Here is a 19,346-nt window from a genome sequence, read left to right on the forward strand (position 1 = left end):
TTTCTTTCTACTGATCTAGCTTATGAGGTAAATAAGAGCATGAAGAGACAGAAACGAGATCGTTTAGCACGAGCATTATCGAGAGGGTACCATGCAGGTATTTTGGGGCGCCCAAGGGAGCATTGTCCCTATTATTCATTAGATGCCCGTTCTCATTGGTTAGGAGGGTGGCGTCAGGCTATGGAAGACAGGGCAACGATGGCTTAGTCTGCCAAACTGATGTATCGGTTAGGTGAGAAAAAAACTCCATTTCTCAATCAACGTTTATATATCCCAAATTTAATCTGACAGTGACTGATTGTTTATACAGATATCTGTCAGATTGAATCCTGCTGGTGGATTTGTAATAGGGTACGTATAGCAATTAATGTGAATAATGTGCTGGTTTCCTATTTCTTTGTATTGTTCTTTTTGGGATTCCGTTTGCGAAATTTGATGAGATAGAATTCATGGCCGCCAGCTCATACATCCTATTTAACCTCCAATATGGCTGAATGGCTGATATTGCGGCCATCAAGTAATTTATCTACTAATGCGAAGGATAATGGCAGTAAGCAGGGTTTGATAAACATTTGTGACGTAATTGAACCTTATAGAGAGGGCTATATTCCGCATCCCCCTGGACTGCTATGGCTACATTTTCATGACTTGAATAGGCGGTTTGAAGCATTGATAAAAGTATCGACCCGGCACTATAAGTACATACCCACCGAAATCCTTGGGCGCGAGTAGGAGTGACTATTTTTCCAAGGCAATCGCCATTAGTGTTAGATGCTTGTAGCATCTCAATGGTACCTTCAATCTTATTTAGCGCTATGGCAGTTGGTGTAACAGTTAATGCTACGATTATGAGCAGTATTTTTCTGATGTTCATATAAATTACCCTTGGTTGTGTTTATCAATAATAATCAAAAATATTAAGCTTTATTAATGTTAAACCTGATATCAGTATGCTTTTATGAGCTTATTTGATATGTCAGGTTAATTTGAGCATAGCACAATTTGTCAATTGCATGCTAATTAGCCAGCAATAAACTAAATGCTTATATTGCAAGCCATTCAGATGTGGTTTTATGTTATTATTGGTCGAGGTAGGTTAGAGTTTGATTTTGAATCTCATATTCTAAGATATAACCGAAATTGTCTTTGAAGGACAAAAACAATATCAAGTATTTTTTCAAGCAAATATTTTTTTCAAATAGTATGCTGTTTGCTTGGTGGTGTGCTTTTAGAGGAAAAAGGTGAAAAGCAATTAGCCAGTCACCTTCCTTTTCGATATGTTACTGATTATTGATTAGAAAGAGCTGGTATCTTTAAACAAGCCCACTTTCAAATCCGTTGCCGTATAGATGATTTTACCATCTACTAACACTTCACCGTCAGCCAGCCCCATAATCAATTTACGGTTAATAACGCGTTTAAAGTTGATACGATAAGTAACTTTTTTCGCTGTTGGTAATACTTGGCCGGTGAACTTAACTTCGCCAACGCCAAGGGCACGGCCTTTGCCTTCACCGCCTAACCAGCCAAGGAAGAACCCAACTAATTGCCACATGGCATCAAGGCCAAGGCAGCCGGGCATTACTGGGTCGCCAATAAAATGGCAGTCGAAAAACCATAAGTCAGGGGTAATATCCAGCTCAGCTTCTACATAGCCTTTATCGTAGGCACCGCCGTTTTCTGTCATTTCGATGATGCGATCCATCATTAGCATATTACCAGATGGTAATGGTGGCCCATTTTCTCCGAACAGCTCACTATGTCCAGATGCGATAAGATCTTCTTTTGTGTAGGATTTACGTTTATCAACCATAATTATCAGATAGCCTTATATTTAATGTAGGGTAAATAATAGAGTACACTTGTACGCTGAACAACTCCGATCAGACATTCTGAATTAACCCAACCAGCGAAGAAACCACGGAAATTTAGGCCGTTCCTGATTATTCGCCTGTGTTATACGTTCTTGTATCATAGCTAACAAGTGTGTTTCTTGTTGATCATAATAAGGGATACCTGTTAATAAAGGCAGTGCTTCAGAAACATGTTTTACTGACCATAAATGGAATTTTTGCGCTTTTACCGCATCTATAACGGCTTGATTAAGACATAAATGACGGACGTTCGCCGCTGGTAGGATGATCCCCTGTTGACCAGTGAGTCCTCTGCGATAGCATACTTCAAAGAAACCTTCGATTTTTTCGTTAATACCACCGATTGGTTGAACGTAACCAAATTGATCTACTGCACCTGTGACGGCTAGTTGTTGATCAATGGGTTGCAAGGAAAGGGCGCTGATCAGTGCGCACAATTCAGCAAGAGACGCGCTGTCGCCGTCAACTTCACTATAAGACTGTTCAAATACAATAGATGTAGAGAAAGGCTGTGGTTGATCCAACTTTAGTTCGGAAATCAAAAACGCCTGCATAATCATCATGCCTTTCGCATGGATATTGCCACCTAACTCGACTTTGCGTTCAACATCAATAAATTCTCCATCTCCCATATGAGCTACGCAAGTGATACGGGATGGTTCTCCTATTGGATCAGGATGGCCGGGGTACTCTAACACAGATAATCCATTAATTTGGCCAATGACCATGCCTTGGGTACGGATAAGAATCTGACCTTGATGAATTTCTTCTAAGTCACGTTCTGGCAGATAGTTGTGACGCCAGCGGCGATTTTCCTCTGCTTGTTTAATTGATTGGGCTGTAATCTGATTTTCTTGCTGATAGAGTGCAGCGGTAGTTAGTTGCCGTTGTAACCAAAGAATATCCAAAGGCAGGCGATATTGATCTTCTGCATGGCGAGTTGCTTGTTGGACAAGCTCAGGCCAGGCATTATGATTCAATGGAGGCAATTGCCATTGTTGAATAAGTCCATTGATATAATTGCACCACAGGTTTAAATCCTGTTCATTATGAAATGGCATATCCAGATCAAATTCACCATACAGAGCGCTTTTTGCTAATTCAGGTTCTGTAGCCTGAAACTCTTCAAGGCTTAGACGATCTCCAACCAGGATCAGGCGCAGCTTTAATGGCATAGAGGGGATAGGTAATGGTAGCGGTTTGTTGCCATCCGGAGATAACCACTCAAAGCGTTGCTGAATAATCATCTGTTTCAGGCGAACCCACATTAATGGCTGAGAAAGCAGGGTACGTAATGGCAGAATAAGTACACCGCCATTCACCTGATGAATCAGACCAGGTTGTAGGTGAATTTCTCCGTTGTGAGAATGGAAGCAGCCAAATAATTGCTCCATTTCTATCCATTCACGATAGGCGACGCGTAACTCTGGTGTGAAATGGCCTTCGGTTGATGGTTGCCAGCTAATTTTCTGTTGCTGGATGTGATAATTACCACCAACGTGGGGAAGTTCTTTCGTGAGTAATGGATGGATAGATTCAGCTAACGCTGACAAATAAGTATCACATTCTTCAGCTTTCAGTAGCATAAAAGGCTGGCGGGAATCCATTCGGCAAAAAAGCTGCAAACCACTATGTAGCCGTGATTGAACGGCTTCCATACTGGCAGGAGCCTGTTGGGAAGCAGAATGAAAAAGCGCATCATAAGGAGCGCAATTCGGCAGTAATGCCTGCCAGTCTAGTTTGTTAGTGGTCAAAATGATCGCTATATATTGTAAAGTAGGAAAGTGTCGATTATACAAGATTAAGATATAAACCAACATGCTTGAATGTTTGCTATTGTAGACACTTTATGTAAAACATAATTTGATCAAAAAACAGATATTAATCCGTTTGGCTATAAGCAATTTACTAAAATAGTTGTTATGCTTATTTTTAGTTACGCTGTCACTGAGAAAGTAAGATGAAATATCAACAACTGGAAAATTTGGAATGTGGCTGGAAGTGGGCTTATCTGATGAAAAAACATCAAGAAGGCGAGCCAATTACTAAATATATTGAAAACAGTGCGGCTTATGCAGCAGTTGATAAACTCATTGAACTTGAGAGTGAACCGGTCAAGGTACTGAAATGGATTGAGCAGCATATGAATCCTGATTTATCCAACCGGATGAAACAAACTATCCGCGCTCGGCGTAAACGGCATTTTAATGCGGAACATCAGCATACTCGTAAGAAATCTATCGATTTAGATTTTCCTGTGTGGCACCGCTTATCTGCACTTTCTCAACGACGGGGTAATACGCTGTCCGAAACTATCATCCAGTTAATTGAAGATGCTGAACGGAAAGAAAAATATGCTAATCAAATGTCCAGCTTGAAACATGACTTGGAAGCTATTCTGGGTAAGAAAGAGTAATTTCAGTTGTTATCGGTTGGTATCGCAATAAGCACCTTAATCAGTTTGATATAAAATTTCACTATCGTTAAAAGAAAACCCCATCTAATAATGGGGCTTTCTGAGCTTTCGATGATTAATTATAACCAAGAAGGCTATTATTGAGCAGATTGTGCTTGAGTAACAACTTCTTTAATGCCCTGAATTTCGATCTCTACACGACGATCTGGCGCCAGACAGTTGATTAGGTTAGGTTTGCGAATCTTATCGCAGGTAGAACCAGTGACTGGATTTGCTTTACCGTGGCCTTCTGCGCTGATGCTGCCGGCAGGAATACCTTTAGATACCAGATAGTCAACTACGCTTTGCGCACGTTTTTGAGACAGTTTCTGATTGTAAGCGTCTTTACCGATACGGTCAGTGTAGCCTAAAACCAGTACCTTGCCCTGATTTGGGTCGATATTTGCTAACTCAGTATAGAGTTGATCCAAAGTATGTTTACCTTCGGTTTTCAGCTCAGAACTTGCAAATTCGAACAGCACGTCAGAACGCAGGGTAAAACGTTTATTTTCAACAACGGGTGCTGGCGCTGGTGTTGGAGCAACAACCGGAGCTGGAGCGACAACAGGCGCTGCTGCTTCATCTTGGCCGAAACGGTAAGAAACACCTACGCTTAACAGGCCGTTATCAGGACGTGCGCCTACTGAACTTGCATCACCGACATTGTTAACCCACTGGTAATCCAGACGAGTCGCCCAGTCTTTAGTTATCGCATACTCAACACCGATGGCTGCCAGTGGAGAAACACCGGTGTCATGATTTTTCAGATGAGTATTGGTTGCGCCGTAATTTGCTTTGGAGTCTGCCCGCCAAACCATACCGCCTAGGCGAGTATAGATATCCAAGTCATCCATAATTGGATAGCTCAGTTTGGTTGCCAATTGGAAACCGTGAGCTTTGAAGGCACCATTATTGACGCTGCCTTTGTAAGACATGCGACCTAACCAGTCATAACCTATTTCAAAACCCAGGTACGGATTGGCTTGATAACCTAAGAAAGCACCCGCACCCAATTGGTTTTTGTGAGTAGGGCCATTACCGATTGCACTGGTATAACCGTTGCCGTAGAAGTTTACGTCATGGTATTGGGACCAACCCAACTTACCACCGGTATACCAAGTGTTGTCTTTTGGAGCTGCTTGCGTTGCAGTTGTGAAAGCGGCCACTGCCACTGCTATCGCGATAGCTGTCTTTTTCATTTTAACGCCTCGTTATTATCATCACCCAATAGGCAATTGGCTTTGGGAGCCTTTTTACTGACTGCCTATCCCATTAGGCTTTCATTTGCCATTCTTTGTAATAAAAGCGAGCACTGAAATTGTGCTCAAATTCTCCGGTACCATTATTGTGTGTACGCTTTGAATTTTGCGCGTTTCCGTGTTCACTATTCATCCATAAGAATGACCTGCACTAATTTAGCATCTTTTAATATCTACTAAGATAGGCTGTTGAGCCATATTGATTAAAAACTCAGTTAGGAATACTGCACTTTCATAAAACCGATGGACCAAACAATACAAGGGTGCATAAGCGCAGTAACCTTTAATGGTGTAAAGTCTACAACGAAGTTAAAAAGTTACAAGTGCCCCTTGATTAATAGAGTAAAAAATTTAAAAGATAATGTATGGTTTTTTAAAAAAATTTACTATTCTTTACAACTAATCTTACCTTAATTAATTGATTTTAATTGTGATTAGTGACTTTCGGTCTGAATTGTTTATTTTGTGTTATAAATATTGCGATAATTTCTAGTTTTAGTCAATGATAGTAAATGGAATGGATTTTTAGTAAATCTGTTCGCGATTCAGCACAGTTGGTTTCTTTATTTGCATCTTGTGGGCGCATAATAAAGCCCAGTGCATGACCTTTTTGTGCCGCAGCCCGTAATTTTACGGTATCTCTTTCTGATAACTTTGGTAACCAGCCAAGTACCACGCTGTAATTACCACTCGCCAATGCTCTTGCCATTGCTTCTACCGTTGTGATGGAGCTGATGCGATTTAATTGGACAATCTTACCTAAAGGTAATCCGGAGTTAATTAACCATTGGCGGCTCAGTTTCTTATGTGGACTAACCCATAACAGCCAGCGGGCTTCATTTCCTGATTGGCGTAACAAAGGTAGCAATATACGATTAATGACAGCTTGGTTATCGCTATAAATCAATTCACTCACTATACCTTCCGCTATGCCTTCTTTACCCTCTTTCACTACCCCCTCTCTTCTGGCTGAATTATTTTGTGTAGGTGAAGAGAGTGATAACTGCTTTTTGGTTGACTGATGTTTAGAAGGGTAAACCCAGGATGATTGAATGCCCATAATGAACCTCGCTACAATTAACTGTATTAATATACAGTATCTTCATATCAGGCTAAGATCAAGTCTATTTTTTCAAAGAGCTTCGCAAATATTGACTGTAAATGGCTGTAAACTCATTTAATCATTGGCAGAGAAAACTGGATTGCGTATGTTTTTAATTGCTTGTTCCTGTTATTTATTTTGCTAATAATTGGGGCAAATCTATGGATAAGAGATTTATTTGCACAAAACTCATGGAGTGATCTGTATGTTTTTGTCTGAGGTACGTTTTACTCAACTCAAAAATGGTTTTTCTTCGTTTGGAACCTTGACAAGGAAGCCGCAGTTTGGCGGTTACAGCCTGTTATCTGATGGGATTATGTTCGCTATTATTGCTGATGGAGAATTATATTTACGCGGAAATGGCCATGCTGAAGTATTATTTAAAGCCAGAGGAATGAAAAACTATATTTATTCGAAAAAGGGAGTGCCTGTAACTTTGCGTTATTACCAAGTCGTTGAATCACTTTGGCAAGATCAAGAGTTGTTATCTCAATATGCGCATTTGGCTTATCACTACTCATTTATTGAAATGGCGGGTAAAAAGAAGATGCCAGAGCGTTTGAAGGATTTACCTAATCTTGGAATGTCTTTGGAGCGTCAGTTATGGAAAGTTGGAATATGTAAAGTTGAAGATTTGCGGCTGTTAGGTGCGAAAGCCAGTTATTTAAAACTGCATCAATATAAAAGAAAATTTAATGTTAGTTTATTACTTGCTTTAGCTGGTGCAATTGAAGGATGTCATTCAGCCGTTTTACCGGTACAGATCCGTAATGATTTATTACGCTGGCACAAGGAGCTGGCTTGTTAGATCTTTATCGTGAATAGCTAATAAAAGGGGCAGTCAACTGCCCCAGTATATCAACTTGGTTATAATTGATTAATTTGTTTAATGGTATTGACGATTTCAGGTAGCAATTCTATTAATAAACGGGTTTGTTGCAATACCTGTTGCTCTTTACTATTTTTTTCTACCGGAGCTTGCTCGATTCTTTTCGCTATGTTGACGGGTGTTTGCTTAATTTTATCATCATCTATTAATGCCGGTTTCAATGCTGTATCGACATAACAAACAACATCATTAAGAATGTCTAGGATAACTTCATTGTCCAATTTATCTCAATGTGCTCCTAGCGCAGAGATGTAACTTAGCATGGTGTGATTTAGGCACAATAGCCGGAATGCTTTTTCTTGAGAAGTCTGGTCACTTTTCGGCTCGGCAGACATGTTTGAAATAACGGATACCAGTTCTGCGTCACTATTATGGGCATCGCGGCGGGCAATTCGATAGTTCAACCCATTATCTTTTCCCTGATAATATTGAACTAAAATGGCATCAAGGTAGCGACAATTGGTGTTCATCGTCCGGCTTATCACTTGTGATAATTGGCGGAATTTCCAGTCTGGCCAGATGAAATTTACGGCTAACCAGGCGCTGCCACAGCCAATTAATGTATCAATAATTCTTGGTAATGCGACTTCAAAGCCTTCACCTAGCAAATTGAAGCATAATAGTACCAGTAATGTGATAAACAGGGTTGCATGTGCATATTGAGTATTGCGGAAGGCGAAGAACGATACGCCAGAAATAACAATTAGCACCAGTTGTCCCTCAATAGATGGCACAAAGTAAAGGATTGGCAAACCGATCAATACGCCGGCAACGGTTCCTATTATTCTTAGTGTTAAACGGCGGCGGGTAGCGCTGTAGTTGGGTTGGCAAACAAACAGACTGGTTAGTAAAATCCAATACCCATGTTGTAAGTCCAACAACTGGATCATGGTGTAGCCGCTACATAGCAGAGCAGACATCCGGATTGCATGGCGGAACAGGGCTGATTGTGGGGTTAGGTGACGGTTGAGCCTTAAACAGATGTCACGCCAGCCAGTCAACGTTTCGTCAGATAGTTGAATTTCATCTTTTTTGTCTTTAGAAAGATTGTCTCGTCCAGAATTCATGCTTGTTAATTGCGCATCAATTGCACGCAGGTTTTTCAGCAAATTATATAAGGCGATAATCTTGAGGTTATGTTTCTGTTGCTTATTGAGTTGTTGTAGGGAACTTTCCAAATCTGCGTTCGTTCACCCCGGTCACATAGTTCTCTATGCTCCCGGGGATTCGCTCCCTTGCCGTCGCGATGCATCTTGAAATCCATAGGGTATAAATAACTATTATGATAAAAGGTTTATTAGTGATAAAAAACTCTTATAAGACATAATTCAACTATTTTTTAGGTATGGCGCTCGATAATGGAACTTAAAGCAACACAAATTGGTCAACGTCTTGCTCAGCATCCTTATAATCGGGTGCGTTTGCTGAATGCGGGTATTGAAGTCAGTGGTGAGAAGCATCAATACCTGATCCCATTTAACCAGTTAATTAATATTCAGTGTAAACGAGGTATTGTCTGGGGTGAGTTAGAGTTTGAACTGCCCGATAGACAAGCGGTTCGCCTTCATGGCACTGAATGGCGGCAAACTCAGCGTTTTTACCATTATCTGCTTGGTGAATGGCAGAAATGGAGCCAGGAAATGAGTGATATTAGTGCTGATGTACTGGCAACTCAGGTTAGTGAAATCAACAGAATTGACCAACAGAATCGTTGGTTTAAAAAAACGGATTTGTTCCAGTTACAACAGCGGATTCAGGCGGCGTTTCAGGCTTTACCATTGCCGTTACCGCGTCTGGAACAATTTGATCATTGCCGGGATGGCTATCAAACGTGTTTGCGATGGCTTGAGAATGGCGAAAAGCTTGTTGAAAAGATGAATCTGCAATGGACAGAACGCATGTTGGAGCAACATCGTGATTTCTTTCAGCGGGTAGAAACATCTCCGTTAAATCTTTCTCAGAGTTTGGCTGTTGTTAACGATGAAAATTCAGTTCTGGTTCTTGCTGGCGCGGGGAGTGGAAAAACATCTGTGTTAGTTGCGAGAGCGGGTTGGTTATTACTTCGCCAACAGGTGATTCCCGAACAGATATTGCTATTGGTGTTTGATAATCAGGCGGTAAATGAGATGAATGAACGGATTCATATTCGTCTTGGTGTGAATGATATTAAAGTAAAAACGTTTCATGCTCTGGCGTTGCATATCATTCAGCAAGGAAGTAATAAAGTACCAAAAATCAGTGAACTGGAAACTGATGAGCAAAAAAGAAGAGATTTTTTGATTAAACACTGGCAGCAACAATGCAGTGAGAAGAAAGCACAGGCCAAAGGTTGGCGGGAATGTCTGACGGAAGAGCTGAAATGGGAAGTGCCGGAAGGTGAATTTTGGCACGATGAACAGCTTGCTAACCGTTTGTCAGACCGGCTTGAACGTTGGCTGGGTTTGATGCGTATACATGGTGGTAGTCAGAAGGCAATGATAGAGCAAACTCAGGAAGAGTATTTGGATCGGTTTCAAAAATGTATTCGCCTGATGGGACCTTTATTAAGGGCGTGGAAATCTGCATTAAAAACAGAAGGTGCTGTTGATTACTCAGGGTTAGTCCGTCAGGCCGTGAATATTCTGGATAAAGGGCGGTTTATCAGCCCGTGGAAGCATATTCTGGTTGATGAGTTTCAGGATATTTCACCATTAGGGGCCAAATTGCTCACTGCATTGCGAGCGCAAAATAGCCAAGGTTGCCTGTTTGCCGTAGGGGATGACTGGCAAGCAATATATCGTTTCAATGGTGCGGAACCGATGTTGACTACTGCATTTGCTGATTATTTTGGTAAAGATGCTGAATGTGTATTGGATATCTCCTATCGGTTTAATGATAGGATTGGTGAGATTGCTAACGCGTTTGTGCAACAAAATCCAAATCAATTAAGGAAGCCACTGAATAGTTTGATTAAGGGTAATAAAAAATCAATTGTTATCCTGCCAGAAGATCAGCTTGAATCTTTATTGAATAAAATGAGTGGCTATGTCACTGAGCAGGAAACGATTTTATTACTAGCACGTTATCACTATTTGAAACCTGAATTACTGAAAAAAGCAGCAACTCGCTGGCCTAAACTGAAAATAGAGTTTATGACTGTTCATGCTTCCAAAGGACGACAAGCGGATTATGTGATTATTCTTGGTTTACATCAGGGGCAAGATGGTCTTCCTGCACCAGCAAGGGAGTCTGTGATAGAGCGGGTTTTATTGCCGCCGCTGGAGGATTTTCCGGATGCGGAGGAGCGTCGCCTTTTATATGTTGCATTAACACGGGCGAAGAAGCAGGTGTGGTTGATGCAGGATAAGAAGAATCCATCGGTGTTTGTGCGTCAATTAGAGCGGCTAAATGTGCCTGTTCAACGTAAACCTTGAGGTTTTTCTTTAGCTGAAAGATTCAGGGCTATCATGGGATATCTTTGCTGGAAATCCCACTTTTGTTTTTTCCTAAGTATCTGGCTTGGAGCAAGCGTGTAGTTGTAGGTATATGTTGTAAAGACTTATTTCAAACGTTCATTCAAATAATTTTGATAATCAGGCACTTGAATATTTACTGATTCAGAAAACAGAGGGGAACTAACAATAAAATCTGCAGATGCCAGATTGGTTGCAACAGGGATATTCCATACTGTAGCAAGGCGAAGCAGTGCTTTTACGTCGGGATCATGAGGCACGGCATTAAGTGGGTCCCAGAAAAATATCAATACATCAATTTTCCCTTCTGAGATTAAAGAACCAATTTGTTGATCTCCACCCATTGGGCCACTAAGCATATTGGTAATGGGCAATCCGGTTTCGTTCTGAATCAGATTACCGGTTGTGCCGGTGGCGTATAAATGATGTTTTTTGAGTAAATTTTTATGTTTTTGGACCAGGTTAGTAGCGAAATTTTACAATGGTCATGTGCAATAAGCGCTATATTTTTAGAAGCTGCCATTGTGCGGGTTGTTAATTCCATAAGGATACCTTTGATAATCGTTGTTGTGTTTTCGAGCGTAGTGAGTTCAATTGATAACAATGTTTATCATATACATTGATATAAATAAGCAAAGTAAAAATATCGGATTTTAAGGAGTAATAAATGAGTGACCAGAAAATTGCAGACATACTAAAACGAGTAAAAACTATCGCTTTGGTAGGCGCAAGTGAAAAAACGACTCGTCCAAGTTATAAAGTTATGGCTTATTTACTGGAACAAGGCTATCAGGTGATTCCTGTCAGCCCGAAGCTTGCCGGACAAACACTGCTTGGGCAACGAGTGTATGCACAACTGGCAGATATTCCGCAACCTGTTGATATGGTTGATGTGTTCCGTAATGCTGAAGCTGCATATGACATTGCGCAAGAAGCTATAGATATCAAAGCAAATGTTCTTTGGTTGCAACTTGGTGTTATTAATGAGCAGGCAAAAGCGTTGGCAGAGGAAGCTGGTCTGGATGTTGTTATGGATCGCTGCCCAAAAATTGAAATTCCAAGATTGGGACTCGAAAAATAATATTTTTCAGCTTGTGATTATTTGGTTTCTAATCAATGGATGAGAGGCGGTGTCCGGGTTCCAAGTGTTCAAATAATGTTTAAGTTGGATATTGAGTTTGTTTCTTTAGACATCTTATGAAATCTACTTTTACAGTTATTACAATATTTTAAGGCAATTTTAGTTGTTCTTATGGCTGCTGAATTTTGCCAGAATCTACACTTTCGTTGCTATAAGATATGGTGCTTTTGCTGCCCCCCTGTTTTGACCCTTTTTTATCATCAAAAAATAACCTATTGATTTAAAAGAAAAATAAAATATCTCCTAAAAAAAGGGTTTTTTCATTTTTTATCACTATATTCTTTAACAGTCAGCAACTTAAGGTTAATATGTAACAGTGCACTGCCGTACAGGCAGCTTAGAAAAACAATGTTCCTTGATGAGCCTCAACTGTTAAGTGCACTGCCGTACAGGCAGCTTAGAAATTGCCAGTCGAGCGGGTACATAACGCCCAATTGTGCACTGCCGTACAGGCAGCTTAGAAATGTATCGGGCATGGGGCTTCACCCCTGTCCGGGTGCACTGCCGTACAGGCAGCTTAGAAATTTACTACGCCCAGTGAGTTGTTAGCTTGGTAGTGCACTGCCGTACAGGCAGCTTAGAAAGGTTGATGAAACTGATGTTCTTGCAAATCTGAGTGCACTGCCGTACAGGCAGCTTAGAAAACGTTAATATTAATTTCTGCCACATGACCAGCGTGCACTGCCGTACAGGCAGCTTAGAAAGCTTTAGCGGCTGTACTTATCACGAGGAAGGAGTGCACTGCCGTACAGGCAGCTTAGGCAGCTTAAAAATACGATAACTGCCTTAGATTGCTTAAGGGGTATAAGGGGAGTATTAATTGCGTAGTCTTGGGGCTAATAGCTGATTGCGGATGGACTCTGCTAGCTCATCTAGAGAAGGTTGCTCTGGATGTTCATCAGATGTTTCATAGGCTAATTGTGCTTCTGCTAAATAAGTATGTACAGGTTGACCGTTGTCATCTTCCATCACAACGTGATACCAAGGAGCGGAACGCAAAGTAGCATTGGATGCAATGTCATCCTCTTGGGTTGGTCCAGAGAGTATTCCACATCAATATCCACGATGACTCCTAAATAACCAAGAAGCTTGTGACGTACTTGTTGGCCGATACCGAATTTGCTGGCGATAATCATAGTCACCTCCAAAGAAGATCTTGCATTGACATTGATATAAGGGCAGTAAGGTGAATTACAAGAGCATACCCGGTGGTTGAAGTCTTTTTTGCTTTAATTGCGAGCGAGACTTCATCTGTTTCAGGTTAGCTGTAGTAAATATAAAACACAACTAACAGTCGTGTGCTTAACTATATATGTGAGCGATACCGCAAGGTGATTGGGTTGATACGGGGTAATTATGATTAAATATGGGATAACAATTTATGTTTATGGCCGGGTTCAGGGAGTTGGATTTCGCTATCAAACTTTTCGTTGGGCGAAATTTAATAATCTTACAGGTTATGTCTGTAATTTGCATGACGGTAGTGTCAAAATCGTAGCTTATGGTGACAGTGAACAACTAAATAAATTAACTCATTGGCTGGAGCAGGGTGGTCCGCCGGGATCACGAATAGATAATTTTTCATCTCAAGCCTGCGCAGTGGAGGATGTTGTAGATTTTAGTGTCCGCCACTGAACTGGATTATTGATTAGATACATTTTACTGGTTTCGGCAGCCCGGCAATTTTAGTTGCCTGCTTTGCCGGCCCTTTGGGAAACAGACGGTAAAGATAGCGACTGTTGCCTTTTTCTTCGCCATATTTTTGTGCGATTGCTTTTACTAACATACGGATAGCCGGGGATGTATTAAACTCCTGATAAAACTCTCGGATAAAACGAATGACTTCCCAATGCTGTTCAGTCAAAGTGATTTCTTCTTGTTCGGCGAGGAGTAAAGCTATTGCTTCCTGCCAGTCACTACTATTTTTCAGATAACCTTGCGCATCGGTTTCGATTTCTTGACCTTCGAATACCAACATAATCATTAATAACCATCAAAGAAAAGTAGCTGTAATTTAGCAAAAATCACTTCTGTACCCAAGGATGGTATGCACATATGCGGATAAAATAAGCCAACGACCGTGAAAAAGGGTAAATTTACGGCAATCGAACAGGAGGAGACTTTACATCTGTCTCGGTGCTGTTTATAGTGCACCCCATTGCGGAGGGGTGGCCGAGCGGCTTAAGGCAGCGGTCTTGAAAACCGCCGATGGGAAACCATCCGAGAGTTCGAATCTCTCCTCCTCCGCCACTTCTACTAACATCCCTTAAAGTCTACTTTTTCCAATAAAATCAATAAGAATAGTGAAATATGGTCATGCTACCGTATGATGGTTGCAAGCTGGTAGAAAAACATTACAAAAATGGCTGCGTATGTCACCTAACTTATGAAGCTTCATGATTCCTGTATATGCTGGTGCATCACTACTGAAATTGGTGACAAAAATTTTATAGTAAATAAAAAAATTATCTGATCTTGAGATTTTTTAATTTCGCTAGACTGGATATTTATCGGATTATATAGATTGTAATCTCTGAATGGGTTTGTCTAATAATGTTCACTCAAATTGTCGTTAGTCCATTTTGTTTTTATAATTATATTAGAGTGCAATGACAAGGTAGGGATGTCAAACTCACTATCATTATAAATTTCAATGGATTAACCAGAGTTTATATAATCTTCATTCTATTATTTTCTTATCATTGCAGTTATTTGATAGAATATATTATAAGCGGTTTTATCTGTAAGGTTAATTTTGATTTTTAGTGGTTAATTAAACTTATTATTGATGTAAAAGTAGATTGGTAAATATAATTGTATGTGAATATATTCAGGAACTCGATAATATAATATTTGATGGCTTAATTGATTGGGATTTAATTGACTAATTTAATGGTAGAATATGTACTTTGTATCCAAAATTATTGATTTTCCTCATAATGAATAATAATTACAAATTGATGAATTACAACCGTTTATTCTGTTTTGCCTTATGTGTGATAAATATCAAATAATATTTTTATAATTAATTTTTAATTGGAGTGTATGTAATTTTTTAGAATTAAAAATAAGGTTTTATAGGTTTTTGTTTTTTAATGTAAAGAATTAATTTGATTTTTAAATGAAAAATTAATGTATTTAAATGATTTTAACTTGCAATAATATAGATAATTTAAGATTATCTTTTTAAAATATCAGGATATAATAAAGTTTTTGGCCGATGGATAAATTTATTTATAAGAGGATTGAATAATTTACCATAAAAACATGGAATGGAAAAAATCTAATGAATTATTTATTCATAGAGCAATAATATTGCGGTTGTTAATTAAGTCCGTAGTAGTTGAATTCTATTTTCATACAGTAACTATACAAAAGAGGATTGAAACATGATGTATGCAATTAAAGGTGTTCAATATCAAACGTTGGTAAATATCCCTAAAAATATTGGATTAGGATATTCAAGATGGAGTGACGGTAAAGTTCACCTTGTTGATGGTGACTTCTTATTTTATGGTTCTATTGATATTAAAGGTGAGAATGGACCTATCAATAAAGAAGCCGAGATTGATGCTAATTGGACGGTAAAATTTAATGAAATGCCTTGTGATGGTCAGGGTAATATTTTGATCAAGTCTTACTGGCTTAGTCCGGCGAGCAATGGTAGCTGGCTTATAAAAGATAAAATGCGACTTATGATTCTTTGTTCAAAAGAACCAACTCATCGATTGATTCTTGAGACCGGTGAAATTATTGATAATAAAGTTGACAACGATTATCTTCGTAACATGATATTCTCTTACACCATACTACGGCGTTAATAGCGAACAATGGGTTTAACTTAAAAAATGCTCTGATATTTTCAGGGCATTTCCTTGATTATAGAGATAATCCACTATTGTTCAGATGGAGTGGAATATGAGATACATGAGAAAATAACCTAATATTTTTATTTAATGATGGGAATGGCTACTGAAATGGTTTATATAAGTGATTGGTGTAATGGTTATATTATGGATGTGAGTCATTATAACCTTATTAGTTAATAAGATAAATGAATGGAAATAAAATAACTCATGAGTAGAGGAATTTGATTGAAATGGTGGCGGTAAATAATCATTTTTTACCTGTAGTGTTTATATTCTATCTCGTAATAACAGTGATCTAGATTATATCTTTAATTAAGCTAATTATGTTGCTGAAAATATGAATTGGAGACTTGGTAAATTGGGTAACACTGAACTTTTCAATATTTAAGCGCCTGGTGGAATTAGAGCAATTGTAGGTGTGTTGAATGATGCCAACTTTGAAAAAGGTTGCGAGATTAAGAGGTACTGATTTTTGCTGATGACTGAGTTCAGTGGGGTGGTTTCATTATCATTGAACATTTTACAGGCAATAATTCTTACTTACTGCATAGGTCTTAGGACAGACGACTTAAGTATGTGATGGTGTTTTTACTGCTACCTTAATTTTTACCCTTTTTTTGAAGTGAGTTGTAATTAATTGATCTTATGGATAAATTAATTGTCTTTTATAAAAAGGGTTTTTTACTTCTTAATAGCTATGCTATTTAAAAATCAGAAGGTTAAAGTTAATATGTAACGGTGCACTGCCGTACAGGCAGCTTAGTAAACGACGGGTTTTACCATGCAATACCGCCAGACGTGTACTGCCGTACAGGCAGCTTAGAAAACAAGCATTTATTGCGGCAATGGCTGGAGAAATTGATGCCTTGCAAACAACTGCTCAACAACTGAGTCAGGTGGCACGATGAATATTCTTTTAGTCTCTCAATGCAACAAACGTGCGCTAACAGAAACCCGCCGAATTTTGGATCAATTTGCTGAACGTAAAGGTGATAGAACTTGGCAAACGGCTATGACACCAGAAGGTTTAAACACCTTACGTAAATTGTTGTGTAAAACAGTGCTCTGTAATACGGCGGTTGCTTGCCATTGGATAAAAAGTGGTGGTTAAACTGAGTTGTTATGGATTGTCGGGAATTTGCGGCGCTTTAACCCGCGGGGAGTTGTACCTATGAATACGAAGCGTGATGTACTAAAAATCCAGGATGAGAATCATTGGCACAGTGTTGAATCTATCAGCTTATTGGCAGCAATTGCCGGGCTATTTCATGATTTTGGTAAAGCTAATGCGTTGTTCCAGCAAGGCTTACGAGGAGATGGGCGGTTCCAACCGTACCGACATGAATGGGTATCTTTGCGGCTGTTTCGGGCATTTGTTGATGAGCAGAATGATAAGGAATGGCTGACTTCGTTGAGTCAAATTGAGCCTGGTGATGAAGATAAAGTACTTTCCCGCTTGGTTAAAGATGGTATTAATCCCTATGTAAAGCCTTTTGCTAACTTACCTCCATTGGCAACAACTGTCGCTTGGCTAATCCTCTCTCATCATCGTCTTCCTGTTTATCCTTCTTATGACAGTAATTATCCAAACGAACCGCAATTGGAATACATTGATAATTGGTTGACTAACCACTTAGAACCATCGTGGAACTCAACCAACATGGATAAGGAGGGCTGGAGTGATCAGGATAAGCGTGATATTTGGACATTCCCAAATGGTACCCCTATCCGCAGTCAGATTTGGCGTCAGAAAGCGCAAAAATTTGCGCGAAGAGCACTGCAATCAACGTCATTATTGCAATATGGCAATCTGAATCAGCGTTTCACCAGCCATATGTCTCGATTGGTTTTAATGCTGGCCGATCATCATTATTCATCATTGCCTGCAACCTTGGGTTGGCAGGATGTCAACTATGATGTATTTGCTAATACTGATAGAACCACTGGCAAGTGCAAGCAGCGGTTAGATGAACACAATATTGGTGTTGGGCAGAATGCTTTATTACTAGGGAGAAGCTTGCCACATATTCGTAAAACGCTACCTGCGATTACCCGGCATAAAGGATTTAAACAACGTAGCAAAGACGAAAAATATCGCTGGCAAGATCAGGCATTTGATGCGGCGTGTGCTTTGCGTGAGCGTTCAGTAGAACAAGGCTTTTTTGGCATTAACATGGCTTCTACTGGTTGTGGTAAAACTTTTGCTAATGCACGCATCATGTATGGATTAGCTGATGAAAAACAAAGATGCCGTTTTTCTATCGCTTTGGGGCTAAGGACGTTAACGTTACAAACCGGTGATGCATTACGTAAAAGACTGCATTTAGAAGAAGATGATTTAGCGGTACTAATTGGCTCGCAAGCAGTGAAAGAGTTACATCAATTTCATCAAAAGGAACTTGAGCCTGATGTAGGTAGCATATCCGCGGAAGAGTTATTTGCAGAGCATCAATATGTTAGATATGACGGCAGCTTAGATGATGGGCGTCTGAGTCACTGGCTACGTAAAGACAAAGATAAAAATAAAGGCAAAGATAATAAACTTAATAAGCTGCTTAGCGCACCTGTGCTAGTAGCGACCATCGACCATTTAATTCCCGCCACTGAGGGTATTCGTGGTGGAAAGCAAATTGCACCCATGTTGAGATTGCTCACTTCTGATTTGGTGTTAGATGAACCCGATGATTTTGATATTAACGATTTGTCGGCTTTATGTAGGCTAGTGAACTGGGCAGGGTTATTAGGTTCGCGGGTATTGCTTTCATCTGCCACGTTACCCCCTGCGCAGATTCAAACATTGTTCAATGCTTATCGGGCTGGACGTCAAGATTACCAGTTGGCATGTGGTCAACCAGGTGCTCCGGTGAATATCTGTTGCGCTTGGTTTGATGAATATAATGTGGCACAACGGGATGTTACTAACGCACAGCAATTCCGGGATCAGCATATAGCTTTTGTTGATAAGCGCTTTGTCCGGCTAGAGAATATGGTCCCCTTACGTAAAGCAGAGTTGGTATCGGTTGAGCTCAAAAGCCATCAAATTGAATATGTGATTACGGCTTTGGCAGAAACTATGCATAAATCCATGCAGAAACTGCATGAGAACCATCACCAAATTCATTCATCGGGTAAGACTGTTTCTATTGGTTTAATCCGTATGGCAAACATCAATCCACTAGTTGCCGTCGCACAGCGGTTATTGCAGATACCATCTCCTGAAAATGTGCACGTCCATTATTGTGTTTATCACAGTCAGCATCCTATGGCGATACGTTCTCATATTGAACATCGACTAGATTCAACGT

12 protein-coding genes, 1 tRNA gene, 4 pseudogenes and 1 CRISPR repeat array are annotated in these 19,346 nt (G+C 39.8%); of the genes and pseudogenes, 9 read left to right on the forward strand and 8 right to left on the reverse strand.

Annotation, left to right across the window (positions count from 1 at the left end):
* Positions 1-39 precede the first annotated feature (39 nt).
* Positions 40-207: a ribosome modulation factor gene (gene rmf, locus TI10_RS24300; RefSeq protein ID WP_074524881.1), complete on the forward strand. Its 168-nt coding sequence runs from the start codon at positions 40-42 to the stop codon at positions 205-207.
* Positions 208-1,294: 1,087 nt separating this feature from the next.
* On the opposite strand, the gene fabA is transcribed toward rmf, so the two are convergent.
* Together fabA and TI10_RS21400 are read right to left on the reverse strand one after the other, a co-directional pair.
* Complete coding sequence (gene fabA, locus TI10_RS21395; protein ID WP_049585344.1) at positions 1,295-1,813, reverse strand: bifunctional 3-hydroxydecanoyl-ACP dehydratase/trans-2-decenoyl-ACP isomerase; 519 nt, start codon at positions 1,811-1,813, stop codon at positions 1,295-1,297.
* Positions 1,814-1,897: 84 nt separating this feature from the next.
* Positions 1,898-3,628 (reverse strand): AAA family ATPase, encoded by a 1,731-nt coding sequence (locus TI10_RS21400; RefSeq protein WP_049585364.1) that lies wholly within the window; start codon positions 3,626-3,628, stop codon positions 1,898-1,900.
* 206 nt (positions 3,629-3,834) lie between these two features.
* Here TI10_RS21400 and matP point away from each other — a divergent pair, with 206 nt between their 5' ends.
* Positions 3,835-4,290 (forward strand): macrodomain Ter protein MatP, encoded by a 456-nt coding sequence (gene matP, locus TI10_RS21405; RefSeq protein WP_049585345.1) that lies wholly within the window; start codon positions 3,835-3,837, stop codon positions 4,288-4,290.
* 137 nt (positions 4,291-4,427) lie between these two features.
* Here matP and ompA read toward each other — a convergent pair whose 3' ends face one another.
* Positions 4,428-5,528 (reverse strand): porin OmpA, encoded by a 1,101-nt coding sequence (gene ompA, locus TI10_RS21410; protein WP_049585346.1) that lies wholly within the window; start codon positions 5,526-5,528, stop codon positions 4,428-4,430.
* A gap of 559 nt (positions 5,529-6,087) precedes the next feature.
* Positions 6,088-6,648 carry an SOS-induced cell division inhibitor SulA gene (gene sulA / locus TI10_RS21415; RefSeq protein WP_049585347.1) on the reverse strand — a complete coding sequence of 187 codons (561 nt, stop codon included), beginning with the start codon at positions 6,646-6,648 and terminating at the stop codon, positions 6,088-6,090.
* Between the two features lie 247 nt (positions 6,649-6,895).
* Between sulA and TI10_RS21420 the strand changes: the two genes are divergently transcribed.
* Positions 6,896-7,498 carry a TfoX/Sxy family DNA transformation protein gene (locus TI10_RS21420; protein ID WP_049585348.1) on the forward strand — a complete coding sequence of 201 codons (603 nt, stop codon included), beginning with the start codon at positions 6,896-6,898 and terminating at the stop codon, positions 7,496-7,498.
* Between the two features lie 59 nt (positions 7,499-7,557).
* Here TI10_RS21420 and yccS read toward each other — a convergent pair.
* Positions 7,558-8,757: pseudogene (yccS, locus tag TI10_RS21425) on the reverse strand (YccS family putative transporter); the annotation flags it as partial.
* A 180-nt stretch (positions 8,758-8,937) separates the two neighbouring features.
* On the opposite strand from yccS, the gene helD reads away from it, so the two are divergent.
* The gene (gene helD / locus TI10_RS21430; RefSeq protein ID WP_049585349.1) at positions 8,938-10,992 is read left to right on the forward strand and encodes a DNA helicase IV; all 2,055 of its coding nucleotides are present in this window, start codon (positions 8,938-8,940) and stop codon (positions 10,990-10,992) included.
* Positions 10,993-11,117: 125 nt separating this feature from the next.
* Here the strand turns inward: helD and mgsA are convergent.
* Positions 11,118-11,575 (reverse strand): annotated as a pseudogene (mgsA, locus tag TI10_RS21435) (methylglyoxal synthase).
* A 123-nt stretch (positions 11,576-11,698) separates the two neighbouring features.
* On the opposite strand from mgsA, the gene TI10_RS21440 reads away from it, so the two are divergent.
* Positions 11,699-12,112 carry a CoA-binding protein gene (locus TI10_RS21440; protein WP_049585350.1) on the forward strand — a complete coding sequence of 138 codons (414 nt, stop codon included), beginning with the start codon at positions 11,699-11,701 and terminating at the stop codon, positions 12,110-12,112.
* 376 nt (positions 12,113-12,488) lie between these two features.
* A CRISPR array of direct repeats spans positions 12,489-12,936; the repeat unit is 28 nt; unit sequence GTGCACTGCCGTACAGGCAGCTTAGAAA.
* Between the two features lie 52 nt (positions 12,937-12,988).
* On the opposite strand, the pseudogene hspQ reads toward TI10_RS21440, so the two are convergent.
* Positions 12,989-13,305, reverse strand: a pseudogene (hspQ, locus tag TI10_RS21445) (heat shock protein HspQ).
* 223 nt (positions 13,306-13,528) lie between these two features.
* Between hspQ and yccX the strand changes: the two are divergent.
* Positions 13,529-13,807 (forward strand): acylphosphatase, encoded by a 279-nt coding sequence (gene yccX, locus TI10_RS21450; RefSeq protein WP_049585351.1) that lies wholly within the window; start codon positions 13,529-13,531, stop codon positions 13,805-13,807.
* Positions 13,808-13,820: 13 nt separating this feature from the next.
* Here yccX and tusE read toward each other — a convergent pair whose 3' ends face one another.
* On the reverse strand, positions 13,821-14,150 hold the full coding sequence (tusE, locus tag TI10_RS21455) for a sulfurtransferase TusE (RefSeq protein WP_049585365.1): 330 nt from the start codon (positions 14,148-14,150) through the stop codon (positions 13,821-13,823).
* 184 nt (positions 14,151-14,334) lie between these two features.
* Here tusE and TI10_RS21460 point away from each other — a divergent pair.
* The 3 genes and pseudogenes from TI10_RS21460 to cas3f form a co-directional block, all read left to right on the forward strand.
* Positions 14,335-14,422, forward strand: a tRNA-Ser gene (locus TI10_RS21460).
* Between the two features lie 1,139 nt (positions 14,423-15,561).
* Complete coding sequence (locus TI10_RS21465) at positions 15,562-15,993, forward strand: hypothetical protein (protein ID WP_049585352.1); 432 nt, start codon at positions 15,562-15,564, stop codon at positions 15,991-15,993.
* 952 nt (positions 15,994-16,945) lie between these two features.
* Positions 16,946-19,346: pseudogene (cas3f, locus tag TI10_RS21470) on the forward strand (type I-F CRISPR-associated helicase Cas3f); the annotation flags it as partial.

It is taken from the genome of Photorhabdus luminescens subsp. luminescens, from assembly GCF_001083805.1.
GTDB lineage: Bacteria > Pseudomonadota > Gammaproteobacteria > Enterobacterales > Enterobacteriaceae > Photorhabdus > Photorhabdus luminescens.